The organism is Psychrobacter sp. 2Y5 (assembly GCF_051847375.1).
GTDB lineage: Bacteria > Pseudomonadota > Gammaproteobacteria > Pseudomonadales > Moraxellaceae > Psychrobacter.
The window spans coordinates 22140-47147 of the sequence record NZ_JBPYDA010000013.1; the positions used below are offsets into that span (position 1 = coordinate 22140).

The 25008-nt window shown below is 45.7% G+C and carries 18 protein-coding genes; 4 read left to right on the forward strand and 14 right to left on the reverse strand.

The window, feature by feature from the left end; all coding sequences use genetic code 11:
* Positions 1–264: 264 nt before the first annotated feature.
* Positions 265–2592, forward strand: a complete 2328-nt coding sequence (locus ACS8E3_RS11775; RefSeq protein WP_439244412.1) for a TonB-dependent receptor — start codon at positions 265–267, stop codon at positions 2590–2592.
* 137 nt (positions 2593–2729) lie between these two features.
* On the opposite strand, the gene ACS8E3_RS11780 is transcribed toward ACS8E3_RS11775, so the two are convergent.
* From ACS8E3_RS11780 to ACS8E3_RS11800, 5 genes are all read right to left on the reverse strand, one after another.
* Positions 2730–5111, reverse strand: coding sequence for a TonB-dependent receptor (locus ACS8E3_RS11780; RefSeq protein WP_439244413.1), 2382 nt, complete (start codon positions 5109–5111; stop codon positions 2730–2732).
* Positions 5112–5286: 175 nt separating this feature from the next.
* A complete protein-coding gene (locus ACS8E3_RS11785) occupies positions 5287–7134 on the reverse strand; it encodes a multidrug ABC transporter permease/ATP-binding protein (protein ID WP_439244415.1) in 1848 nt (615 codons plus the stop codon).
* A 68-nt stretch (positions 7135–7202) separates the two neighbouring features.
* Complete coding sequence (gene fhuB, locus ACS8E3_RS11790) at positions 7203–9182, reverse strand: Fe(3+)-hydroxamate ABC transporter permease FhuB (RefSeq protein WP_439244417.1); 1980 nt, start codon at positions 9180–9182, stop codon at positions 7203–7205.
* Complete coding sequence (locus ACS8E3_RS11795) at positions 9179–10168, reverse strand: TroA family protein (RefSeq protein WP_439244419.1); 990 nt, start codon at positions 10166–10168, stop codon at positions 9179–9181. The genes fhuB and ACS8E3_RS11795 overlap by 4 nt, the downstream gene beginning before the upstream one ends.
* Before the next feature lie 67 nt (positions 10169–10235).
* Entirely contained in the window at positions 10236–11000 is a 765-nt protein-coding gene (locus ACS8E3_RS11800; RefSeq protein ID WP_439244420.1) for an ABC transporter ATP-binding protein, read from the reverse strand.
* 213 nt (positions 11001–11213) lie between these two features.
* Here ACS8E3_RS11800 and ACS8E3_RS11805 point away from each other — a divergent pair, with 213 nt between their 5' ends.
* Positions 11214–12404, forward strand: a complete 1191-nt coding sequence (locus ACS8E3_RS11805; RefSeq protein ID WP_439244422.1) for an SIP domain-containing protein — start codon at positions 11214–11216, stop codon at positions 12402–12404.
* A 114-nt stretch (positions 12405–12518) separates the two neighbouring features.
* Here ACS8E3_RS11805 and ACS8E3_RS11810 read toward each other — a convergent pair whose 3' ends face one another.
* The 4 genes from ACS8E3_RS11810 to ACS8E3_RS11825 form a co-directional block, all read right to left on the reverse strand.
* Complete coding sequence (locus ACS8E3_RS11810) at positions 12519–14705, reverse strand: TonB-dependent siderophore receptor (protein ID WP_439244424.1); 2187 nt, start codon at positions 14703–14705, stop codon at positions 12519–12521.
* 256 nt (positions 14706–14961) lie between these two features.
* Positions 14962–15363 carry an ExbD/TolR family protein gene (locus tag ACS8E3_RS11815; protein WP_439244426.1) on the reverse strand — a complete coding sequence of 134 codons (402 nt, stop codon included), beginning with the start codon at positions 15361–15363 and terminating at the stop codon, positions 14962–14964.
* Between the two features lie 83 nt (positions 15364–15446).
* Positions 15447–16130, reverse strand: a complete 684-nt coding sequence (locus ACS8E3_RS11820) for a MotA/TolQ/ExbB proton channel family protein (protein WP_439244429.1) — start codon at positions 16128–16130, stop codon at positions 15447–15449.
* Between the two features lie 89 nt (positions 16131–16219).
* Complete coding sequence (locus ACS8E3_RS11825) at positions 16220–17170, reverse strand: energy transducer TonB (protein ID WP_439244431.1); 951 nt, start codon at positions 17168–17170, stop codon at positions 16220–16222.
* A gap of 330 nt (positions 17171–17500) precedes the next feature.
* Between ACS8E3_RS11825 and modA the strand changes: the two genes are divergently transcribed.
* Complete coding sequence (gene modA, locus ACS8E3_RS11830) at positions 17501–18319, forward strand: molybdate ABC transporter substrate-binding protein (protein ID WP_439244432.1); 819 nt, start codon at positions 17501–17503, stop codon at positions 18317–18319.
* 32 nt (positions 18320–18351) lie between these two features.
* On the opposite strand, the gene ACS8E3_RS11835 is transcribed toward modA, so the two are convergent.
* The 3 genes from ACS8E3_RS11835 to ACS8E3_RS11845 are packed head-to-tail and all read right to left on the reverse strand — an operon-like array spanning position 18352 to position 20533.
* Positions 18352–18831, reverse strand: a complete 480-nt coding sequence (locus ACS8E3_RS11835) for a hemerythrin domain-containing protein (protein ID WP_439244433.1) — start codon at positions 18829–18831, stop codon at positions 18352–18354.
* A gap of 46 nt (positions 18832–18877) precedes the next feature.
* A complete protein-coding gene (locus ACS8E3_RS11840; RefSeq protein ID WP_439244434.1) occupies positions 18878–19750 on the reverse strand; it encodes an alpha/beta fold hydrolase in 873 nt (290 codons plus the stop codon).
* Between the two features lie 3 nt (positions 19751–19753).
* Entirely contained in the window at positions 19754–20533 is a 780-nt protein-coding gene (locus ACS8E3_RS11845) for a class II aldolase/adducin family protein (RefSeq protein WP_439244436.1), read from the reverse strand.
* A 274-nt stretch (positions 20534–20807) separates the two neighbouring features.
* Here ACS8E3_RS11845 and ACS8E3_RS11850 point away from each other — a divergent pair, with 274 nt between their 5' ends.
* A complete protein-coding gene (locus ACS8E3_RS11850; RefSeq protein ID WP_439244437.1) occupies positions 20808–21749 on the forward strand; it encodes an acyltransferase in 942 nt (313 codons plus the stop codon).
* A 129-nt stretch (positions 21750–21878) separates the two neighbouring features.
* On the opposite strand, the gene ACS8E3_RS11855 is transcribed toward ACS8E3_RS11850, so the two are convergent.
* On the reverse strand, positions 21879–22715 hold the full coding sequence (locus tag ACS8E3_RS11855) for an OmpA family protein (RefSeq protein WP_439244438.1): 837 nt from the start codon (positions 22713–22715) through the stop codon (positions 21879–21881).
* A gap of 85 nt (positions 22716–22800) precedes the next feature.
* Positions 22801–24948, reverse strand: a complete 2148-nt coding sequence (locus ACS8E3_RS11860) for a YadA family autotransporter adhesin (RefSeq protein WP_439244440.1) — start codon at positions 24946–24948, stop codon at positions 22801–22803.
* Positions 24949–25008: the final 60 nt, after the last annotated feature.

Here is a 25008-nt window from a genome sequence, read left to right on the forward strand (position 1 = left end):
GTTATTATCTCCTTTTCTCTACTACGCTTTTGCTGCCGAATAATCTGATAGCGGCGGTATCAGTACCAAACCGGTGCATTAATGATATGAATCAGACGCATGAATGGAAAAATCATATCATTATAGACAACTCATATTTTCAATATCATCTACATCCTCAATTCATAAAAAATGTCATTGTCTATATACTTAATGTAATGATAATAGTATTATTAACGGTAACCATTATCGTTTACAATTCTCATCATTTATATTGGACACTCTATGTTTTTAGCTGACAATTCCGCTGCTTTACTTAGCTGTAAACCTTCTTATACTAGACTCAAACGCGCTATCCTAGCGCCCTCTCGTACCAAAAAGCTCCCATTATATGTTGCTACTGGCGCTTTGCTCCAGCTCACTCCGGCTGTAGCAGAGACAGTGACGCCACCGAATACTACTAGTATGCAGCAGACCCTAACAGACGAGCCTAGTACGACATTAGACCCTATTGTGGTCGTCGCCAATCAAACGCCAACAGCTATCTCTGATATTCCAGCGACAGTGTGGTATATCGATGAGGCTCAAGTGAACGAAGCGGCACGTACTGGTAAGCGTTTAGGTGATTTTATTGCTCAGCAAGTGCCCTCTTTAGATTTTGGTAGCGGCGGCCGTACTAACGCTGGGCAGAATCTACGCGGGCGCGATATGCAAGTGATGATTGATGGTGTATCGCTCAATTCGTCACGAGCCATTAGCCGTTATCTTGATTCTATTAGTATGGAAAACATTGCCAGTATTGAGGTGCTATCTGGCGCATCAGCAGTGTATGGCGGCGGAGCCACAGGCGGTATCATTAATATCAAAACCAAAAAAGGGCAAGCCGGTGCGCCGCAAATTAACACAGCGATTCAGGCGACCTCAGGCTTTCAAGACGAAGATGATATCTCCTATAAAGGCCATGTTTCCATCGGTGGCGGTACAGAGGAGCTAACAGGTAATCTAGCGGTAACTTATGAGCAAACAGGCTCTTTTTTTGATGGCAAAGGGCGGCTTATCGTCCCTGATATTACCCAAGGCTCTTTGCAAGATAACGAAACCGTCGATGTGCTCGCCAGCACTCAATGGCAGATCGATAATAACCAAACGCTCGATGTATCAGCGCAGTATTATAATAGCGAGCAAGATACAGATAATGGTCTTAAGTTTAATTTGGCTGAGGCTCTCCAAGGTGCCCCTCTAAATATTACAGTGAGCGATGGCTTTGAAAGCGATCGCCAAGCCGAAACTAAGCGTCAGCAGTACAATGCTAATTATCATCACCAAGATCTATTCGGTCATGATGTCTACGCGCAGCTCTCCCATCGTACAGAAGAGCTTAGTTTTATCCCGTTTTATTACGGTAGATACTTTGCCGCCTCTGAGCAATCTACTGATGTGACCTCAGCTCGTTTGGCGCTATCTAAAGACTGGACAGACAAGCTAAAATTAACTTACGGTATCGATGGCTATCGAGATGATCTTGAGAGTAATAAGATGATCTTTGACCCGCGTACCAGTGTAGCGACAGGTGGCTTAGTCAACGATGAGCTGGCGATAGTCGGACGCTACCCAGGAACTCAAGTCGATTCTATAGCTGGGTTTTTACAAGGTGATTATGACTTTAACGATGCGCTTACTGCCACGGCAGGCTATCGCTATCAGCGTCTGGATAATGAAATCGACGATTTTGTCGCTGATAGAGTGCAGACTGAGACCGCTTTGGGCCTGGCCGCTGGTGGTGATGCGATACCGGGCGGCAGTAATGACTACAAGGTTAGCTTATTTAATGTTGGGCTAAATTATAAGCCGACGAGTAACCGTCGCTATTTTGCGAACTTCTCGCAAGGTTTTGAGCTGCCCGATCCTGCCAAGTTTTATGGTCAAGGGCAGTACGTTAAAAATGCTGATAACTACTATGAGCTAGTCAATGGCTCTAATGTCTCAGGCACTAAGCTTGAGGGTATTAAGACGGACAGTTATGAGCTAGGTACTTCGTTTAATACCACCAATTTTGCAGGCCAATTAACCGGCTATTATAGTGTGTCTGATGGTAGTATCGATTACGACCGCCAAACGCTGTTAATCACACAAAGCGATGACAAAAAGCGCGTATACGGTATTGAGCTAAAAGGCGATTACTTCATCAATGATAACGTCAGTGTAGGCGGACTAGGACATTGGATCGAAAGTGAAACTGAGGTCGATGGCGATTATAAAGATACCGTCGTCACCGACACCAGCCCTAGCAAATATGCGCTATGGACACGCTGGGAGGATGAGAGTCAGTCCGTAAAACTACAAGCCAATATGATGCGCGATGTTTCAGGCTATAATGCGAGCACCGACAGCACCCAAGAGCTTGATGGCTATACAACCGTTGATCTAGATTATACCTATTACTTACCTTCAGGCGACTTTAGTATCGGCGTGCAAAATTTACTAGACAAAGAATATACCACTATCTGGGGCCAACAAGCACAGGTGTTTTATGGTCAAGCGGCACCCGCCTCTGCTTTTGATTATAAAGGGTTGGGACGTACGTATACGGTTGGCTATACTCACAGGTTTTAATCTTGCTATAGTGACTTTAGGTAATCAATATATATAAAGTGAAAGCCCTTTAAGCTATGTTTAAAGGGCTTTTTTTTCGCTATTAGAAGTCTTTTTACTGTAGTTTATGACTACAAAATATTGAGATTGTAAGCCTCTTAATAGTCAAGTGTATAGCTCAAGCCGTAAGTCGTGCCTGAGGCGGGCAGACGGTTTAGATCGCCATAAGTGCTTTGGTGATAGACCGTTTTATAATCTTTATTTAGCAGGTTATAAATACCGTATCCTACTTTACCGACAGGCATTTGTACCTGACCCAACAGATCAAAAGTGGCATAACCTTTCACAGGCTGAGCACTGGCATTTGGATCTTGTTGTTGGTCTTTAAAAGCTTCATCGTCGCCGCCAATGGCGAGCGCTTGCAGGCGAATATTGCTACCACCATCAAAGTTATATTGCGCAAACGCTGTGCCTTTTAGCGGCGTTATGCGCACAGCATCCAGCTCAAGCCAATCGCCATCGTTTTTATACTGACCGCGAGTATAAGCAATACTGCCGCCCACTTGCCATTGATCGCTAATCTCCTGCACTAACGATCCCTCAACGCCGTACACGCGCTCGTCAGTATCGACGACCTCTACCGTATAATCGTCGGTAAAGCGTACGGTCTTATCCGAGTCGTTATAAAAGGCGCTTAGCTTTCCGGCAGTATCGCCGCGCTTGCCCTGCCAGCCCAGCTCGTAGTTATTAATCTCAATCGGTTGGACGTTACTTGAATCTACCACAAATCCTGCGCGTACATCCCGTAGCGCGCGCTGAACATCAGCAGTGGTAAAACCTTGCGAGAAATTAGCAAATACTTGGTCGTTTGGCGTAAGCTGATAGCTGGTGCCAAGGTTAAATAGGGTTTTATCGTGGTCAGTATCGCCATCTTCTACGCGGCCAGCTTGATAGTCAATACCGTAAGCATCGCCTACTGGGCTGATGCGCGGATCATTAAAATAGTCCTCTAGTAGCTGCTCATAAATAGGTATAAACCCATCAGTATCGGCTCTAAGCTTTTGATAACGCACGCCGGCGCTAGCATGCCATTTATCAGTCACATCGACATCAGCATTAGCAAACACGCCCCACTTATCGATAGTGGTTTCCGGCCCACCGTTATAAGTGGTGCCGCTGTTACGTGAAGTAAGACCATTACTAGCGATAAATGTATTTAAATCCTGCCCGTAGTAGGTTTGCTCGCTCTCTTCACGCTCAAAATCAGCGCCATAACTAAATAGGGTTTGCTTGCCTTTAATCTCTGCTTCGGTTTGTATCGCCGCGCGCAGCCCCATCACCTCGATATCCGCTTCTGACTGGGTAACAACGACTGCCCCGCCCAGTAATTGTCTTAGCGTACTCTCATCGGTAAGACCATTAGCCACCCAGACTTCGCCCGCTTGATCGGTAAAATCTTTGCCTGAAGGATAAAAGCGTCCTTTTTCATCGCGGTAGTAGCCGGTAATGCTCAGATTTGAGCCTAAAACATCACTGTTATTATAATTTAGATTCACTGAGGTCTTGGTGGTATAAGGCTCGTGCTGGATATCAGCGCCATCAATGGCTCGTAGTGATGGCGGCGCAGCATTTGGCGCAAGCAAAACTTGCAAATTACTACCGTAGTCTGGACCATAGTCAGTATCTTGCTCATCGTTATAGTAAGTAACGGCTAGATCAACGGTTTGTGTATCCGTCAGCGCCATACCTAAGCTGGCATTGACACTCAAGGCCTCAGTATCTTGCTGGTCCGTTTGGTTGACATCAGGGCTGATACGGCGATTGTGGCTATCAAACTTACCGCCTTTACTATCATAGTCCACATCTAAGCGCCCATAAACCCGCTCGCCGCCATAACCTAAGGTTTGTCCAACATGATAGCCAAGCGAGTCGGACTCAAATTCACGACTGGCACTCACGCCGATACGCGTTTGTCTCAGCGGTCCATAACCCAGCATAGATTTAGTGACTAGATTGATAAGCCCGCCTGCCGCGCCCGCACCATAAATACTTGTCGCTCCTGAGAGCACCTCCACCCGCTCAAGCTGAGCGGGGTCAATACTATTAAGCTCACGTGATAAGCTGCGCGACCCTGATAGCGGTACTCCGTTGAGTAAAAACTGTACCGGACGACCATGCATCGTCGTGCCATAATTACTGGTTGAACCACTACTAACGCCTAAGCTTGGTACGAGCTGCGCTAAAATATCACCAAGGGTACGATCCCCCGTAGCCTGTCTCTCAATCTCTTTTTCACTAATCACTTGCGTGACCGCTGGCATCTCGCTAATTTTTTGTGCCAAAGCGGTTCCTGTTCTGGCGTTGGCACTGACTGTAATAGTATCTAAAGTGACGCTTGGCTCATCAACGACGGTAGCGTTTACAGATTCTGTGGCTAAAGTATTTGGTGTTGAAGCATTAACATCAACCTGTGCAGCATAGAGTTGTTGACTGATACAAAGTGTAAGCAAGGATAAAGCTAGGGGATAATGGTGTTGCATAGGAGTTCACTTCGTCAAATAATAGTGGAATAGGCTTTATTTAGGTTCTGATACAGATCGTACTATTTTTGTGAATGATATTGTAAATGATAATTATTTACATTTCTATATTTATTTACTCCAAATTATAATCTTGGTTAGTTTTCTTTTGGCTCATTTCTTCACTACGATTAAACTATAGTGAATGCAGATGCGCTACTGCATCTTGGCTGGCGTGCAGACGCTCATTGCTATCGAGTTCAACAAGTTTGCCATTATGCATTTGTAGTAAACGATCAGCATGCTTAAAGTAGCGATCATCGTGGCTAATAATAAACAAGGTCTTGCCCATCTGTTTGAGACTTGGGATGATTTGCTCATAAAAAGTCTGACGATAGATAGGATCTTGGTCTGCTGCCCACTCATCAAGTAGAAGGATGGGCTTACTTTCTGCGATGACAAGTAACAAGGCCAGTCTTTTGCGCTGTCCTTGCGACAGGTTAGTAGTTGACAACCTCCCTTCTATAATCGAGAGCTTATCAGTAAGCTGTAGTCGTGCTAACCAATCCTCAACCACAGCGTTATCAGGCAAGCTATCCCCTCTTCCTTGTAGCCAGTCAAATAAATAGCCATCACCAAAGATGGCGGCAAAGTGCTGCTGATAGTCGTTATAATCATCCTCTGTCAATACTTGTCCATCGAGCAGGACTTGACCTTTATTAGGTTGATACAAGCCTACTAGTAATTTGGCTAAGGTCGATTTACCACTGCCATTAGCGCCGATTAAAAACACCACCTCGCCGCGGTTTAAAGTCAAGTTAATATCATAGAGACCAAATCCCTGCGCGACATAATCAGACTTATCAGCGTTAAGCACTCTTGTTTCGTCATTAATATTACTGCCAACAATTGGATTATTCTCTGCTGTAGCAGATTCAGCAGTAGGATAATGATACCCAACCCTTTTCAACTCGATACGTTGCCAATTTGACAGCCTATCCATATCGCTGGTAGCAAAATCAGCCCGATATGCTGCCAAATTTAGGGAGACAGTTTTATTAAGTGCGACATTGGCCGTCTGTAACGTCGGATAAGCGCCAACTGCTGCTAGTAGAGGCGATTGAATAAATAATAAGGTTAATGCGAATGAGGTGACGGTAGCTTGATTGGCCCAATTAAAGGCAGTCGCCAATATAAATAAAATACCTATCGCGGCAAACATCATAATGTTTGACCAATTCAGTGCCGACAGATGGTAGGTATCGGATAAAACAATTTTTTGACGATAGTCATCAGCATGACGATCGAACTTTGTCTCATAAAACTGACGACTGCGATGACGATTGAGCATGAGCTCTTTATGCCCATATATAGCCGTTTCATAATCTTGGTATAGATCATCTTGCAAACCACGAATCTGTAATAAGTTTGCATAGACCCTATTAACCAATAGCATGCCGACCACAATAACAAACGTCAGCCATAGCAGCATAACGATGGTCAACGGAATGGACATCCAAGATAAGTAAACGATAGCCGCTAATGTTAATACTGTGCCTTGTACCAGTTGTGGCAAGCGTACAAAAGCGCTAGTGATGTTCAAGATATCATCCGACAAACTGGCGAGCAATTTAGCGCTACCTACTTTCTCAAGCTGGGCATGATCGGTATCTAAAATACGCTTGAGCAATTGACGACGCAAATTATACACAAAGCGATGACCCAGTTTGGTCAAAGCGAACTGAGAGATAAAGGTAGTCAGTAATTGCAAAATTATCAAAGCAAAAAAAGCGGACGTATACATCCAAGCGCGGTCATCAAAGCCTGACACTCCGGCTACTAAAGCGCTTGTATCAGGATTAGCGGCTAAAAAGTAGCTATTGATAAAAGCAATCACGCCAATGCCAACAGCGGCTGTCAACAAGTTAAGGGCCACTACGGTTAATAATGCTTTACGCTGTTGACGCCATAGCAATTGCCACAAGGTAAGCTCAGAGGCGTCATTGGCATGCACAGATAGAGACTTTGCAGAAGGATAAGACAAAAAATCACTCCTAAGAACCACTTAAAAACAACGGGCAACTATAAAAGTACAGGGGTATTAATTGCCTACTAGTGACTAGCAGGCACTTTACGAATCAGCCATAAAAAATACGCGCCGCCAATGATGGCAGCCACCGTACCTGCAGGTAGCTCATAAGGGAAGATAACATAGCGGCCAATCCAGTCGGCTATCACCATTACCCCAGCGCCTAATAGAGCCGCTAGCGGCAGTTGGCGCTCAAGCTTTACCGCGCCAAGCGACGTTGCTAAATGTGGTACCATCAGGCCAATGAAACTCAGCGGTCCGACTGCTAGGGTGCTGGCGGTACTCAGCGCGGCCACCAGTACCAGTAGCGCAAGAGTTACAGGCGTCACCGCGACGCCGAGATTACGAGCGACGCCTGTGCCAAGGCCTAATACGCGTAACGGCTTAATAATCAGCAAACTGAAGGCAAATAAAATCAGCGCAATAGCAATCAGATACCAAACGGTACTCGGTTGGGCGCTATAAGTCGTGCCTGATAACCAGCTGAGCATTGCTTCCAGACGCGGGTCCCCGGAAAGCTTAACCATATGCATAACCCCGTCCATCATCGCCGCAATACCGATACCAACGAGCAGTAGATAGCCGGAGCTGACCTTGCGCGCCAGCCAAATCACGAGGAGTAGCACCGCTATCGCTCCTGACAATCCTGAAAGCAGTAACGTGCCTGCGCCCGCCGCTACTCCAAGCATAGGTAAGAGTAAAAACCCTAAGATAACGCCGAGCGCCGCCCCCGAGCTGACCCCGAGTACTTCAGGACTTGCCATTGGGTTACGCGTCAACGTTTGTAACAGGACGCCTGCGACAGCCAGCATCAGACCCGTTGCCGCCGCGCTTAAGCTACGCGGAAGGCGGTGTTGCGCGGTTAATACCCAATCGGTGCTCAGCCCCCAGCCGCTGATATCTTGCACGAAAAGGCATGCCAGCATGATGATAATAGCCACACCTGCTGCCCAGCGCCCATACGCCACTGGTTTGCGCGTGCCTGCGAGCATCGGTGTCACCGTCTCTATACGCTCGTGGCGCTGACGCAGTATCAACCAGATAATCAAGGGCGCGCCCAATATACCCGTCATCGCGCCCGCTGGAATTTGCATATTAAATATCGGCTCAAGCAGCAAAGACACATTACTGGTGAGCCATAATAGTAGCGCCCCTAGACCAAAGGCGGCAATTAAACGCTTAGCGATTGACGATATACCCAGTGCATTGACAAGACTTGCCGCACCAAGGCCAATAAAGCTAATCAGCCCCACTTCACTAATCACCAAGGCGGTCACTATTGCCACAACCAGTACCACTAACGCGCGAATGCCATTAATCGGTACACCCAAACGTCTGGCTTGTCCATCATCTAAGCTCATAAGCGTTAGCGGCTTTAATAATGGCAGACACACCAGCGCCATCACGGCGGCAGTGATAGCCAATACAGTACTGGTATGCCAGCTGTTTTGTGCCAAAAATCCAGCCGCCCACGACAAAATCCCGTTGCTACGCGCGGCAAAAAATAACACCAGTACGTTCGCCACAGCGGCAAGCAAGATATTGACCACGAGCCCTGCCAATATCAAAATCAGCGGGTTAAAGCGACTAGGCGCCGCTAAAGCAAAAACTAACCCCATACTGATCAGCGCCCCGGCAAAGGCGACGTAAACTCCGCTATAAATGGCAAGGCTGGGCACAAATAGCGTCACAATCAGCATTGCTAATTGCGCTCCCACACCGACGCCTAAGGTGGTGTCAGAGGCTAAAGGGTTTTTGACCAATTGCTGTAGCAAAATACTGACAACGCCTAACAGCCCGCCCGCCAATAGCGCCACAATACTGGTGGCAACAAGGTGCAGCTGGGTCGCCATACTAGCAATATCAAGCTGCAAGCTTGGGATAAATAAATCAGCAATTGGCCGCGTCCACTCTTGCGCTATAAGTGCCCAGCTACTCCATAAGGATAAAACCATAAGTAGGGCAAGTGCGACCCAGAGCCGCCACGACGTTGTTCTATTCATGATGCAGCCCCGCCGTTTAATGTTACGTTTGCAAGATTATCCGCTAAGCTCACCAGCGACGACATCCCGCCATATATCCATACCGGCGGTAGCTCGCCCATGCAGCGGGTATCGCCGTAGCCCAAACGCTGCCAAATCAAGCTATCTTCAATCTCAGCCCGCGTTATCGGACTTAAGGGATCAACGATTAACAAGCAAACCTCGTCATCTAATTGCGCCAAATCCCCCATACGTAGCGGCACAAATCCCCATTGATTGCCTTCGCCTAACACCACAAGCTCTTTGTCCATTTGCGCAAGCGCCGGTTCAAACAGACTGTTGGCGACATACATGCGCAGGTTATTGGCATCGGCAAACTGCACCACTGCAAACTTTTTGAACTCGGGATAGCGCCGCTGTAATTGCTCACTGGCAGCTGCGATATCTTGGCGACTTTTGACAATATAATCCTCAGCTAACTGCGGATCTTCAATCAGCGCGCCAAGCTTGCGTGTCGGCTCGGTATAATCTTCCCAAACGGCGGTATCACCTTTCGCAGCAGACATAACAGACTCAGCTGGCACATCGCCATACAGGTTGCGCGCGTGCTCATAAAAAAAATTATCCACTACTAGGTCTACGGGCAGCTGCGCGACCAGCTCGGCATTGGGCATGTAACGAATACCTAAATCAGTAATAGTAGGCGGTAGCCCAGGCGTGCCAACCCATCTATGCCAGGTTCTGACATCACCGGTGGCAATAGGCGCATAACCCATCGCTATTAAGGTGGCGGCATTACCCCAGTCAGGCGAGGCAATATTTATTTTAGGGCTATTACTTGCTAAAGACGTTTGTGTTTGCACCGTTATTTTAGTGTTTTGCTCTGGTGCTTGATTATTACAGGCGCTTAGCATGGTGCTGACGGCTAGAGCTACTAGGAGAGACAAAGGCTTTAGGACGGATTTAGCAGGTTTGGTATGTCGAGAAGCGTGCAGAATAGAGAACATAACAGCCTATCTAATTAGGGGTTCAGAAGAAATAAGTGCGATAGATAAAAGGCAAAACGTATAAAACTTAAGCCACTGCAACTGGCTGCCCAGTAATAGGGTGATTAAGCAGTTGCATCTCGACATTGAATATATTGCGTAAAATATCAGGTTGCATGGTGCTGGCAATATCACCTTTATGGCAAACGCGGCTGCTTTTAAGGGCAATAATACGGTCGGCATACTGCGCCGCGAGATTAATATCGTGCACGATAATGACCACGCCTAGACCCTGCTCATCGACTAGACGCCGAATCAGTTGAATAACCTCAAGCTGATAGTGCATATCGAGCGCCGCTAACGGCTCATCGAGCAATAGGTAGCGGCTATCTTGCGCCAAACACATTGCCAGCCACGCCCGTGCCCGCTCGCCCCCTGATAAGGTCGCGGTAATCCGTTCAGCAAATGCTTCGGTCTGGGTGACTCTTAGCGCCTCTGCTACTTTCTCTTTATCTTCTTGGCTTGGCTTTTGCAGCCACTTTTGATGTGGATAACGTCCTAGCATCACCAGCTCGCGTACCGTAAACCCAGCGGCTTCAGGCAGTTGCTGCGGCAAATAAGCCATATGCTGCGCCAGCTCCTTACTGCCGTAATCGCTAATAGAACGTTCATCTAAGGTCACGCTTCCACTGCTACTTGTCATCTCACCTGCCAAGGCTTTAATCAAAGTCGACTTGCCCGAACCGTTATGCCCCACTAGCGCAACCAGTTGTTTGGTGGCAATCTCGCACTCCACATTATCAAGTAAAGTATTGCCTTGGCGATTGATGGTCAGATTATTAGCACGTAACATAGAAGCACTCGTTATAAATGAAAAATATAATACCTATCTAGGTTTGCTCAGCTTGGTTATTTAGCTTGGTTATTTAGCTTGGTTATTTAGCTTGGTTATTTAGCTTGGTTATTTAAAGTCATCATCAAAACCAATAAAAACCGATTTTACTCGTAAATGCGAACAAAAACAATTATCATTAACGTACTGGTAATTTTTATACGCGAGTATTTTATGGTTAATTCCTCTGCAGCCTCTAAAGACAACCGTTCTTATCAAGAGCCGTACACCCCGATACAAGTGCCTGAACTGACTGATATCATCACTCATCTTAACGAAGAGCATCTCGATGAGCTCATTGCGTTTGCTAGTGTTGTTACTGACCACTCCAAAGCTGAGCTTGATAAGCTCAACCTACAGCTAAGCGCTATTTATGCCGAAGGCTTCGCTCTACAAGCTCAACCTAAACCTTTAGAAAATCGCTCTACTGAATCACAAGAGCAATCTTCGCAGAATCAGCTGCTCTTTATTCCGTTCACCACCTCTATTACCCAGCTTGAGGACTTACAAACTCAGTATATTTTGCTCAAACAAAGAGTCGATAAAAAGCTCGGCAAAAAAACCATTAAGCTGACCAAGCAGGCGTTTAGCGTACGCAGCAACACTATGGTCAGCAAAAACATGCTTCGCCTTGAGCTTAGCCTTCCTGACTCCAGCACTTCTCAAAATGTGGATAACGATACTGACACTGCTGCCGTTAACCAATCCAATTCAAGCCCTATGCCCATTAATGAGCCAGGCTATGCTTACTTGTTTGATTTAGAGCACAATATTCAAGATAGTCAGAAGAGAGATAATATAAAGACTCCGCGGCCACACTGCTATTACACGCTTAGAAAAGCATGGCAGACCGATACAGATAGACACGCGTGGGTCGATGTGTTTTTGCATGGCGACACCTCAGGTGGACTTTGGGCGGAGTCGCTACAAGCGGGCGATACCGTATTGATAAAGCGCGAAGTCCCCGAAAAGATTGAGCATTTGCAAGACGGACAAGCGTTACTTATTGCCGATGAAACTTCAATACCGACAGTGGCGCGCCTGCTTGAGCTTTGGGAAAATCCATTGCCGCCGCTGGTACTTTGTATCACTCAAGACGCAGGTGACCAAGCTTATTTTGATGAAGTTAAAAGCGATTTTACCCTTGTGCCTTTAGTTACTAATCAAGTTAATGCTGGTGCTGATTTGGCAACGCTTATCGATAATAATCTCGGCGCTTATTTAGTCAAGCAGCCTCTAAGTATTGATAAGGTTTGGGGCGCTTTAGAAGCAGGAACCGCCAAAGCCTTACGCAAACTGCTCAAAGACAGACTAAATTTAGAACGTAGTGATATGGTAGTAAAAGTCTATTGGCGTCATGATTAAGAGACATTTTTTTAACGATTTTATTTTTATGATTCGTAAAGCAACAAAACCCTGCTATTTATAAATAGCAGGGTTTATTATTAGTAGCAGTAACAAAATATTGAAACTTAGAGTTTAAAATTTAGCCGTCGCACTCACACTTATTTCACGTTCAGGCCCCATCCAGCAATTGTTTACATCAAAGCAATTACCGACGTAGGTTTTATCAAATAAATTACTGACATTCGCGCCTAGAGACCACGTTGGATTGAGCTGATATCTACCGCCTATATCCACTAAAGTCACACTTGGCAGCTCATCTGTATTGAGCCGGTCTATTTGCATACCGTCTTGATAACGCACGCCTGCATTGAGCGTTAGCTTCTCACTAGGATAAAAATCTGCCCATAGCGTCGCTTTATGCTTAGCAATTTGCGCCGGCATATTACCTACAGTCTCAGGGTTAATTACATCCTTTTTGATCTCAGCATCGGTATAGCTGTAGCTTGCTGCGATATCCATCCAGTCATTAACCAGGTGATTGGCTGATATCTCGAAGCCTTGCGAGCCAATTTCTCCCGTCTGAGTTTGATTCAGATAATTGACAAAGTCACTGACGACCACGTTTTCTTGCGTGATATCGAATATGGCGAGCGCCGCCTGCGTCGCATTATCAGATGAGAGGTATTTTAGTCCCACCTCTACTTGATCGGCTTTGGTAGGCTCAAATGCTTCACCGGTAATAAAGTTGCTGCCCGTTACCGGCTGAAACGACTGCGAGTAGCTGGCATAAGGTGAGAAACCGTTAGCAAAGTTATAGATAGCCGCAATACGTCCACTAGTCTCATTGGCATCATTTATTATCGTCTCATCACTGTACACTTCACCTAGACTGGCTTTTATTTGTCTATTCTCACTCTTGAAATCATCATGACGCAGACCTGCCACCACCGTCAAATCTTGCCACTGCATCTCGTCTTGTATATAAAAACCAAGCTGGCGCAGATCGATATCATCAGATTGGCGGTAGTTCTCTAAAGGTAGCGTATTTGGATCAATCAGATCAAAATTAGGTTGGCCCAAATCAAGTGTTGGTGTGCCCTCTACTCCAGCATCATAGTAGAGTGCCTCGCTATCAGTCGTTTGATAGTCGATACCAAATAGCAGATTATGCTCAGTCTCACCAAGGCTAGTCTGATAAGCGAGCTGATTGTCAGTCGACCAGTTGCTCATTTCCTCATTGGTAGTATAAGCATCACGGATCAATATATTATCTGTGTCAGCAGCCAACCCTCTATTATAAATATTACGCTGCTTGGCTTCAGAGTCGGTAAAACGCTGAACATGCTTAAACTGTAAATTATCGCTGACATCCCAGTTGACGGTTAGACTTGGCATGAGCACTTCTTTACTAAACGCTACCCAGTTGTCTCCTGCATAAGCATCGCTATCTAGCTTGCCATAGCTTGCACGATAGTTAGCACCTAATGCTGGCAATGGCGTCGATGGCACCATTTTTGGATCGTCTTGATAATAAACACTTGCTAATACTGAGATATCATCGCTCGCTTGCCACTCGATAGAAGGATTTATTAATAAACGCTCCTCTTCTGTGGTCTGCATTTGACCGTCTTTTTTACGCCCCAATGCTACAATACGATAGTTTAGGTTATTCGCTAGTGGTCCAGTGCTATCTAGCGCCAGCTCCCTTAAGTCTTGATTACCGACGCGCAATTTGACTTCATTTGCAGCCGTGCTCTTGGGAGTTTTGGCGATTTGATTGACAATACCGCCGGCAGACGCATAACCATACAGAGAGGACGCTGAGCCTTTAACGACTTCTACCGCCTCGGTAGCATAAATATCAACTTGCGGCATCAAGTTCCACGTCCCGTCATACGGCAGCCTTAATCCATCATAAAAATTAGAATATGTTTGAAAGCCTCTAATATTATACTCATCAAATATCGTCACCGTGCCTCGGCTTTCACTAGTTACTCCAGGCTCATAACGCAGCGCGGCATTAACAGAGTCAGCTTGCCGCTCTTGCAATAACTCCTGATCGATACGAGTATAAGTTACTGGCGCATCATCAGGGTCAAGCATAGTCTTAGTACCGGTCGTACGGTAGCTGTCTGCGTACACGGTGATCGCCTCTAGTGTGGTACTGGGCATATTGGTTTGAGTCGATGTTTCAGGTTCACTAATGTTATCACTTATATCAATAAGGTCAGTCGCAGCATAAGCTTGATAACTTATACCCATTAAAAAACTAAGCTGTATCGCTTTGACTAAAGGTTTCTTGTGAGGATGTTTAGGCATAAAAGGCTCTTCATTTGGTTTTGAAAAGGGAAATAGCGGCTATAGAGATACTAATAAGTCGTTATTGTCTCTACATAGAGTAACAAAGCAGATAGAATATATAATAAAGATTCTCATTTGTAAATGATAATCATTACTATAATAAATTTTAGAGCCTAAAGTTATTCGGCAACAAAAACCCTACTAGCGATATCGCTAGTAGGGCCTGGAGAAAAGTGCTGATCATACTTATTATTGTTATTATTTTTTGGACTGACTACTCATTAACAAAAGCAATCTTAGTCAGCCCTGCCCCGCTCGCTGCCGCAAGCACTTGCGCGACATTGTCATAGCGGCTGTCTTTATCGGCGCGCAGCTGAATAGAGGGATCTTTGCCGCCTACCCCTTGTTGCTGCAGACGCGTCTCAAGCTCATCCATACTAATTGCCTTGTCATCCCAAAATAGGCCTGCGTCTTTATCAATACTGATTTGAATGGGATCGACTGGCGGCTCATTGATCTTAGCACTGGTCTGCGGCAGATTAAGCGGTACGGTCGGATTAAGTACCGTCGCTGTTAATAAGAAGATAATCATCAATACCAGCATGACATCGATAAGTGGAATGAGGTTCATCTCATTCATACTTTGCGTGTCATCATCACCTAATTGAAAAGCCATAGTTGTCTCTTATTCTCAGTTGTCTTCTTAGATCTGTTATTCTCAGTGTCTATGCCAGTACCTATGTCAATACTTATACAAGTCTAGGATGACGCCTTTGATTGCGAGCTGACTGAATGTTGATATTGAGGCTGTGCTTGGTGATTAGAAGTCGTTGCATCAACCCGTTCACTGGTCACAGCTCTTTGAGTAGACTCTGTCTTTGGTAGCGCATCGCGGGTAGACTGCGCTAGTAGATCATGAGCTTTGTCATTGGCATGGTACATCACCCGGCGATTGATACGGATAGCTAGGTTATAAAACACCACGGCTGGAATAGCAACGGCGATACCTAAACCGGTCATAATCAAGGCTTCCCCTACTGGCCCTGCCACTTGTGCTAGACCTGCCTGCCCGGTTGTACCAATATTATGCAAGGCATGAAAGATACCCCACACCGTACCAAACAGCCCGATAAACGGCGCGATGGCAGCCGTGGTGCCCAAGATTGGTAATCCGCGCTCACTGGCAAAACGGTAACGGCCAATATGTTTGAGCAGGGTTTGCTCAGTGACTAAGCGCTGATTTGCACTATCAGATGCTGCCAATTCAGCACGGCTAGCCTGAATCTGCTGCGCTAAGTCGTCGGCAACCGTCGCTGCTAATTTTCGGCTTTGGATAATACGGATAATACCTGTCACCCAAGAGAGTACCGATAATGCTAACAGCAAGAAAAACAAAGTTCTTGTCACCATATCGCTGTATTGCCAGTAGCTTGCAAAGTCCATTGTAGACTCCTTATTGTTTTTGATACTTTGTTTTTGATACTTAATATTTAAACGGTAAGTAAAGTCTTTTGCTGTAATCTATTGTGTCGTTATCTCGGTACTTCATAGACGATAGGTAGAGTGACATTACCGACTACAGCGGCGCCGTTTTTCTTAAAAGGGTTAAACCTACCTTGACTCACTTGCTGCTGCGCTGCTTGATCCACTGACGGATTACCCGACGACTTGGCAACGTTAACCCTTTCGATAGCGCCTTGTTTATTTACTCGTAGTCTCAATACCACTTCTAGCTTTTGACCAGGACGCGTCCTACGCTTAGCTCGTGCATCGTTAGGGAAACTAAAGCGTGGAGTAGACGCCCAATCGGCACTAGTCGCTGTAAAACTCACAGGCTCACTATTTGCTGCTTGTTCTGCAGCTTTGCGCTTGGCTGCTTCCTCTGCTTTGATTCTCGCTTGTTCGGCGGCCTTGCGCCTATCTTCTTCTGCTTTGATTCTCGCTTCTTCCTGCGCGTTTAATCGTGCTTGCTCTTGCGCTTCTAGTCGTTCTTGTTCTTGCGCTTGTAGTCTTGCGCTTTCTTGGGCTTTGAGTTCTGCTTGTTTTTGCGCGTTTAGTATTGCCTGCCGTTCTTGTTCTACTACTCTTTTGTCTTGCACTTCTTGCTTAGGTTGCTGTGTATTTAGTGGTTTTTTACTTTTTGGTTTAGGTTCTGGTTTGGTTTCAGGTTCAACCTGCGGTACCGGCTCAGGTCGCAGCGCTACAGTAGATACTGGCTCAGACTTTGGTTCAGCTTTTGGCTCGGGGATTGGTTCAATGACTGGTTCAGCTTGCGGCTGAACTTCTACAACCTCAGGTTTTTCGATAATAGGTTTAATGATTTCAATTTCCAATGGCGGTGCTTCTACAAGCTCAGGGATAGCTACTTCTGGTGTTTTTACATTGGCAAGTGCCCATCCTGTAATAGCATGAAGCGCAATTACAGCGATAAATGTCCCTGTATAAAGGTTTGGAAAAGTTTTTTTATTGGTTTTTTCAGTCATAACGATTTATCAAATAGTATTTGAGTGATTCATCTTATGCTTTATAAGTTATGTAAGGCTTATAAGTATCAGTGACGTTAAGATGAGAGTTTTGCGAGAAATCAGAGCAACAGCAGCCATCAATTCGCTAAGTTAACAGTGCTCATTTCGTGATATTTTATAGGCCAGTTATAAGAATAACCTCAACAAGAAGGCATTATAAATGATAATTATTATTATTACCATAATCAATTAGATGCTACGGTTAATCTCTTACAAAATAAATAGGGTTTTCAAAACTCAAGGCTGTTAGGTACACTTGCGATTGGATAATCAGAAGATAGAGTGACAATGAAAACAATAGTAATAACGGTACTCTGCTTAGCAGTTACGCTCACGGCTTGTAGCAAAGATAGCGCTATAAAGAACACTGAATCGACCCAAGCGCTACGAATCGCTGCTGCTGCCAACTTATCGGACGTCTTGCCTAAAGTCATTGCAGGCTATAAAGTCGATAATAATCTGCCAGCTCAAGAAATCGAGGTCACTTATGCCTCCTCAGGTAAGCTCTATGCGCAAATCACTTCAGGCGCGCCATACGATCTATTTTTATCTGCTAACCAAGAGTTTCCTACCAAACTAGCCGCAGAAGCACTAGCGATTGATAAGGCGACTAGCCAAAATAGCACTCAGCCATTCACTTACACTCAAGGTCAGCTAGCGCTCTATAGCGTTGTTCATTCTCTAAGCGAGCTTAATCCGGCTACCCTCAATAAATTATTGACAGCGAAATCTGCTAAGGTCACCATTGCCAACCCGCAGCTAGCGCCTTACGGCGACTCTGCCAGAGCTTATCTGCAAAGCCAAAATATTTACGACGCTATGCTCGAACAAAAACGCCTAATACAAGCTGAGAATATCGGCCAGGCCTTTCAATATGCGCATACTGGCAGTGTCGATTATGGGTTTGTGGCGCAAGCTCAGCTGATCGCGAGCAAAGCTAAGCCTGAACAGTTCTATACCTTAGCGCCGACATCTTATCCGCCGATATTACAAGACGGCATAGTGCTCAATAAGCGCCCTATCGCTACTGACTTCTCCCATTATCTGCAATCCAGTGCTGGCCAACAGTACTTCGCTGACGCCGGTTATCTGCCAGTTCAACGATAGTTTTGACTCTTTATCTAAACAGCTTTTATGATTTAACGGCTCTCATCTGGGCGTTTGACGCTATCAGGACTGGCGGTATAAATAGCATCTAATTCCGCTGTTGTCAGATAGCGCTCAGCAATAGGAAACAGTTCGCGCTCTTCAAAACGAATATGGTCGTATAGCAAAGTAGCGAGTTTTTGGACTTGGGTGACGCTGATATTCTGGCTTTGAGAGTTTGCAGGGTTTTGGGTTTGAACCATCAAAGCATGTAGAGACTTATGCTGTTCGTCGAGCGTCGTGAGCGCTGAGGCCACTTCGGGCTGACTGATACTATAAGGCAGTAGCGCAGTGGCGATGAGATGATCTTCAATCTCAAAATGACTTTGCAAATCATTAAGATAAGCAGTGAGATTGTGCCAATGTTTACTGATGTCTTCAGGTTTGTCAGGGCACTCTTTTGCATGGCGAGATATATTGAGACCCAAGTGATGTTGGCGAGATAGAGGCTGTAATTGGGCGGCGCGTTTCATAGTGAGTCCTTTTTAGTCGTTATGTCTTTTTAATAGTAAATCCTCATTAATTTATACTTTCTCTAAACTGTAAATAAGCTGTCGTCACCGCCTCAGCCTCTTCAAGCTGCGGATAATGACCTAACGCTAATAACTCAGTGACATTGGCATTAGGAATTAACTGCCGATAACGCTCGACCATATGCTGGCCTGAGATGGGATCTTTAACGCCATTAATGAGCTTGACCGGCACCCTACTCTCAATAATAGCCTCGACCCAACGCTTGCGGTGCTGCTGACGCTGCGGCATATAGTCAATGAGTTTATGCATCACCGCAGGACCTTTATTATGATTGAGCAGTTGCCATAGGCTGTCGATAACCTCAGGGGTTGGCGGCGTATTTGGGCCAAAGATGCGCCGTAAATTATCCGCAAATTTGGGCTTAGTGATAAGCTTTGAGACTAAGGGTCCTAAAGGCGAGAGTAGCAATTTTTGGATTAACACTGGCTTATGCGCTTCCGGGAACAGACCACCATTGAGCAGACACACACTAGCGATACGCTGTTTTGCACTACCGTCACGCAGCCTAGCTAGCAGCTCTTGCGCTACCGTATCGCCATAATCGTGAGCTAAAATGTGATACTCGGTGATTTTGAGATTAAGTAAATACTGCTCAAAAATATCCGCCTGCTCTGTTATCAAGTAACGCGCGTTTTTAGGCTTGGCAGAAAACCCAAAACCTAACATATCGAGCGTAATCACATAATAGCGCTGGGTCAGCGCCTGCCACATTCCCTCCCAGTCCCAGCTGGCGCTCGGATAACCATGGATTAACACTAGCGCTGGGGCACTGCTATCACCGCCTGTGCGAGTAAAGATTTGCTGTCCATTGATTGACTCAAGCTGCCCTTGTTGTCGCCACTGCTGCAGAGTAATCATCAGCTACTCCGCAAAAGACGGATCGGTGCGACGTAGCTTACGCAGTAGTGCCGGCCAAGCGATATCTCCGCCAGCGCCTTTGGTTACCTCTGCTGAAGCAGCCTGAATACCGGCTAGGATCTGCGGCGCTATCATAGTCAGTTCACGACCGCCGCTTTGCGCTTTGATTTGTACCTCGCAGGCTCTTTGCATGATATACATAAAAAGAAAAGCATCGGCCACGGTATGGGCGCAAGTCAGCAGGCCATGATTACGTAGGATCATAAAGTTTGCATCCGCTAGATCGGCGACCAGACGTACTTTTTCATCCGGGTTTAGCGCTACCCCTTCATAGTCGTGATAAGCCAAGTTTGATAAGGGGAATAGCGACTGCTGCGAGATAGGTAGCAGGCCTTGCTGCTGAGTAGACACCGCCACCCCATCGCTCGTATGCAGATGTATCACGCAATGAGCATCGCTACGCGCCTCATGTACGGCGCTATGAATGGTAAAGCCTGCTGGGTTGATATCATAAAGTGAGGGCGCGACTTTTTCGCCGGCTTGATTGACTTTAACTAGGTTTGAGGCGGTGATCTCTTCGAACAATAAGCCATAGGGGTTAATCAAGAACGCATCGTCGCTATCGGGCACGCGCGCTGAGATATGAGTAAAGACCAGATCGTCCCAACCGTATAGGGCAATCAGCCGATAGCAAGCGGCCAAATCAACGCGCATCTGCCACTCTGCGGCGCTGACGTTATCTTTTACATTCGCAGCTATTTGGTTATTTAGATCGTTTGTCATAGTGTCATCCTTTACTGTGTTGGCTCTTAAAGAGTATGAGCTAAGTCCGTTACTTTATTCTAAACACTTTTATCCACTTAAAGCTATCGCTAAAAATGAGTAGTCATCATCCTTTGTTATTAGGCATCAAGTTGTTCTTCATCAATTTTAGCGCACCGCAGCCCTTTGTTACCACCAGTCACGCTAGTCTGACTACCCTGCACCATATTTCTGCTAAAATTGTGTCGTAATGTTACAGTCATTAATAATAGAAAATATAAAGGAAAGGTTTGCTATGCGACTCAACTCACTTTTTCAAAAAATGCATGAGCGTACGCCAAAGCTTGGCAAAGCGGTATCATTAGCGACAGCGACAGGGGTCATTGTTGGTAATAGTTTCGCTGGAAGTATCCCTATCTGGCTAATGGGCGCCACCAAAATCATTACTGGCGCTGATATCGCTGATAAAACCGTGATAAAAATTGCTAACTATTGGATCAATAGTAATAACACTTTGATCGATACTATCTTACCTAAAAAAGACTGGCGCGTTAGTCTGCCTGATGATGTCGATGTCCATGGTAAATACTTACTGGTCAGCAACCATCAATCGTGGGTCGATACTAGCATCGTACAATATATCAGCCGCGATCGTCTGCCTTTGACGCGGTTTTTTACTAAGTTTGAGCTGATATATATCCCTATCGTCGGTCAGACCTTTTACTTTTTAGACTTCCCAATGATGCGCCGCCACTCTAAGCAAGCAGTGACCAAAAACCCTGCACTAGCGGGCAAAGATATCATCGAGGCCAAACGTGCTTGCGCGCTATTAAAAGATAAGCCTTTTACTTTACTCAACTATCTAGAAGGTACGCGCTTCACCCCAAAAAAGCGTGATGCACAGCAATCGCCCTACACCCATCTGCTTAAACCGCGGGCCGGTGGTCTAGCGCTAGCGATCAATGCTTTGGGGAATGAGATCGATGGTATTTTGGATATGACCATCGTCTATCCTGATGGCATACCAACTTATGGCGAGCTGTGGCAAGGCAATATCAAGCGCTTAGGTGTCGATGTCCGACATATCGAAATCCCTGACGAGCTATTTGCTAGTCTCCAAAACGGCGGTTACGAGAACGACGGGGCTACCAAAGAGCAAATGTTTGCTTGGGTTGAGCAGCTGTGGCGTCAAAAGGATAAACGCATCACGTCAATGTTGGCTGAATTTGACACCTAATAATTAAATTTTTTTCTACGCTAATGGACGTTTACCGTCCAAAATTACGCAAAAAAAGGGGCTAATCATAGATTGGCCCCTTCTTTGTAGATAACATGAATTTATACAGCGTTTGAAAGGTAGAGAAGCTTATTGCATAAACATCACATCAATAGTGACACGGCGATTCGGCTGCAAGCAAGCAATCTCTTGCTCACGCGGTAGCGACGTTGAGCACTGTTGTACTGGCTGCATCTCCCCCGCCCCTGCTGCTGAGATTGTGTTGGGATTGACCCCTTGACTGACTAAGTAGTTGGCGACCGTCTGCGCGCGCTGCGTTGATAGTCTCAAATTATAGGCCTCGTCACCTTTTCGATCCGTATGACCGGTAATGAGCACACGACTGCTGCCCATCTGCTGATACTCTCTGAGCTTTTGCGCTAAAGCGTCAAGCTCATATCTGCCATCTGGTATGATGTCTTGAGCACTAGACTTATCAAATGCAAATAAAGCATCAGCACCTAGATTGATACGCTCTGTCATAGGCGGCGTCACGGCTACGGGTGCATATGGCATGCTAGCCGCTGTGTTAGGAGCGCAATCGGCAGGCAACCAATAAAACTCCTGCCCTCTATACTCTTTATCAAAGATGACCTTATATTGGCAGATCTTAACTTGATCATTTTCATCATAAAACTTAAAGATATAATCCCATTCGCGCGCTTTGTAACCTTCGCTAAAGTGCGGCGGGCCGATAAGCTGATACAGCTCATCTTTATTAACACCAGCTCTTATCTTAGCAAGATTATCTTCGTTGACGAATTTGCCTTCTTGTTGCCAAGCCTCATCGGTTGCTGGAAACACTAAATCACTAGCATTGACGTGACCATTGTCAGTCAAGTTGCTACTGACATTACGGGTGCAGCCAACTGCTGACATGAGCATTACGGCAAGGACAATACTGTTACGACATAAAGATTTTTTCATTATTCATTCCTCAATAGATCTTATAGTTGGTGTGAAAGCGCTTGTCTATCCAAAACAAGCGCTTTCATTAAGCGTAGTAGCTATATTAGAAATGAAAGCCTGCGCCAATTGCGCCGCCAGCATTGCCTTGAGTATCTGCGGTACCGTTGATCTTCATGACCCAACGACCATTATCAGAGACTTTTGAGACCCCAATTGCAACCGCGCTCTCGCCGTTGTAAGTTGCGACACCGCCACCGACCATAGACTTACCAGGGATATAAGCTTGCGGTAGTGAAGACATCGCCATCGCCGCTGAAATACCGGCATTAGCGTCATCTTCGACTTCGCCAATCTTGTAGCCTAGATCATTGACGCTATTGCTCAGCTTGCTATCTAGGGCGTTTAGCTGGCCTAGATTGACAGCGTCATTGACCTCGACACCATCAGCGACACCTGTGATCACTTTGCCCCCTGCATCGATACCGTTTGCAGTGATGCTTGGGCCATCTTTGATCGTCACACCGTTATTATTAACAACGGTGTTACCGGTAGTGACGCTGTCTACACTGATGTTTCCATTCAAGTCAAACTTAATACCACTATCAGTCGTGGTTGTACTGATATTATTACTGCCTTGGAAATTGACAGCAGTGCTATCACCTATCGACTTATTGATGTTGTCACCACTATCAGCGCCGAAGCTTAGACCAGAATCCAGTCTATCGGTGTTGGCTTGGATATCTTCGCTATTGGCTTGGATGTCCTCATTAGCTTGAGCGTTACCTTGGTTAACAGCAGCGATGGCGTCACTAATATTACCTTGACCAGTGCCGCCGATGTTACTAGCAGTCAAGTTACCATCAGCATCGTAGCTAGCATCGCCACCGATAATGCCAGCGACGCCGCTACCGAGATTATCTAACTGACCTTTATTAATGGCATCTGATGCTTGAACTCCATCGGCTACGTTAGTAATAGTAGTGCCTCCAACGCCACCGCCTAAAGTGATGCTGCCTTTATTGACAGTGTCATCTTGGTTTTTATCATATTGTACCGCAGCATTGCTGAGCGAAGTATTACTATCGCCAAGCGCGTCACTGACCGCTTTCAGCTGAGAAACGTTGACTGCATCGGAATCAGCGGTACCAGCAGCTACACCAGTGATTTGACGATAAATACCATTGGCAGCATTACCGACGGCAACCGCACCTGTAGTGCTAGTCGTCGCTGTAATTGCAGCGTTGTTGGCGGCACCAAATCCTGCGATACCTGCACCTGTTGCTGCCATGGAGCCAGTACCTAATATCACTGAACCGTTTTGGTTTGCTGTAATACCGTTGCCTAATACAAAAGTATCATCGCTATTAATAGTATTGTTATTACCTACTGAGTAACTGTTACTACCATTAATAGTGCTTGGATCACCAAATGCGCCGGAGTTATTACCATTTACGATGTTACCAGTACCAATACTGATGGACTGATTACCATTAGCTTGAGCGCTATCGCCAATTGCAATTGAAGATTCGCCAGCGACTACTGATTGGTTACCAATAACTACAGAATTTTTGGCGGTTGATTTGGCTAAAGTATCCGAACCAAGAGCAACAGTATTGTCAGCCTCGGCTTCAATAATAGCGTTAACACCTATAGCAGTTGAGTCAAGGCCACCTGCACTTGAGTCGTTTGTTACACCACTAGCAATATCTCCCTTGCTTTGAGGACTTGCATTGGTATGAGCGAACTTGACCCCTTCAGTATTCATTTTTTGTACCGTCTCACCGATGGTTAGACGGTCGGTAACTTCCTGACCTTCTTTATCGTAAGTCAGAAATAACGATTCTAGGTCGTCATTATTGACATCGTTGTTGACGATTTGATCCGTGATATTAACAGTGACCTCATCACCATTTTCATCAAATACTTTAACTTTAGTAACACTATCTAGTTGACCTTTGTTGACGGCATCAGATGCATTGATACCATTAGCCACATTTGTAAGCCTAGTACCACCACTTACAACGATTCTATTACCATTGACATCTGTGTCAATAACAGCCAGTGTACCAGCGAAACTGACTTGGTCATAATTAACGGTATCATCAGCGTTACGATCATACTGAACACCACCTGCAGTTATATTGCCAGTAATAGCATCTAACTGCCCTTTGTTAACGGCATCTTTGTCATTAACACCATCTTCTACATTTGTAATCGTAGTACCACCCGCATCAATGCCAGCCGTTGTAATGCTCGGGCCTGTACCGTCAACGAAGCTAAAGCCTGCGTTGTTAAGTACGCTGTTGCCGGT

Bases quoted from the DNA above. Each gene is read 5' to 3' on its own strand.
- ACS8E3_RS11775 (WP_439244412.1), top strand. From the start codon at position 265: ATGTTTTTAGCTGACAATTCCGCTGCTTTACTTAGCTGTAAACCTTCT.
- ACS8E3_RS11780 (WP_439244413.1), bottom strand. From the start codon at position 5,111: ATGCAACACCATTATCCCCTAGCTTTATCCTTGCTTACACTTTGTATC.
- fhuB (WP_439244417.1), bottom strand. From the start codon at position 9,182: ATGAATAGAACAACGTCGTGGCGGCTCTGGGTCGCACTTGCCCTACTT.
- ACS8E3_RS11795 (WP_439244419.1), bottom strand. From the start codon at position 10,168: ATGTTCTCTATTCTGCACGCTTCTCGACATACCAAACCTGCTAAATCC.
- ACS8E3_RS11800 (WP_439244420.1), bottom strand. From the start codon at position 11,000: ATGTTACGTGCTAATAATCTGACCATCAATCGCCAAGGCAATACTTTA.
- ACS8E3_RS11805 (WP_439244422.1), top strand. From the start codon at position 11,214: ATGGTTAATTCCTCTGCAGCCTCTAAAGACAACCGTTCTTATCAAGAG.
- ACS8E3_RS11810 (WP_439244424.1), bottom strand. From the start codon at position 14,705: ATGCCTAAACATCCTCACAAGAAACCTTTAGTCAAAGCGATACAGCTT.
- ACS8E3_RS11815 (WP_439244426.1), bottom strand. From the start codon at position 15,363: ATGGCTTTTCAATTAGGTGATGATGACACGCAAAGTATGAATGAGATG.
- ACS8E3_RS11820 (WP_439244429.1), bottom strand. From the start codon at position 16,130: ATGGACTTTGCAAGCTACTGGCAATACAGCGATATGGTGACAAGAACT.
- ACS8E3_RS11825 (WP_439244431.1), bottom strand. From the start codon at position 17,170: ATGACTGAAAAAACCAATAAAAAAACTTTTCCAAACCTTTATACAGGG.
- modA (WP_439244432.1), top strand. From the start codon at position 17,501: ATGAAAACAATAGTAATAACGGTACTCTGCTTAGCAGTTACGCTCACG.
- ACS8E3_RS11835 (WP_439244433.1), bottom strand. From the start codon at position 18,831: ATGAAACGCGCCGCCCAATTACAGCCTCTATCTCGCCAACATCACTTG.
- ACS8E3_RS11840 (WP_439244434.1), bottom strand. From the start codon at position 19,750: ATGATTACTCTGCAGCAGTGGCGACAACAAGGGCAGCTTGAGTCAATC.
- ACS8E3_RS11845 (WP_439244436.1), bottom strand. From the start codon at position 20,533: ATGACAAACGATCTAAATAACCAAATAGCTGCGAATGTAAAAGATAAC.
- ACS8E3_RS11850 (WP_439244437.1), top strand. From the start codon at position 20,808: ATGCGACTCAACTCACTTTTTCAAAAAATGCATGAGCGTACGCCAAAG.
- ACS8E3_RS11855 (WP_439244438.1), bottom strand. From the start codon at position 22,715: ATGAAAAAATCTTTATGTCGTAACAGTATTGTCCTTGCCGTAATGCTC.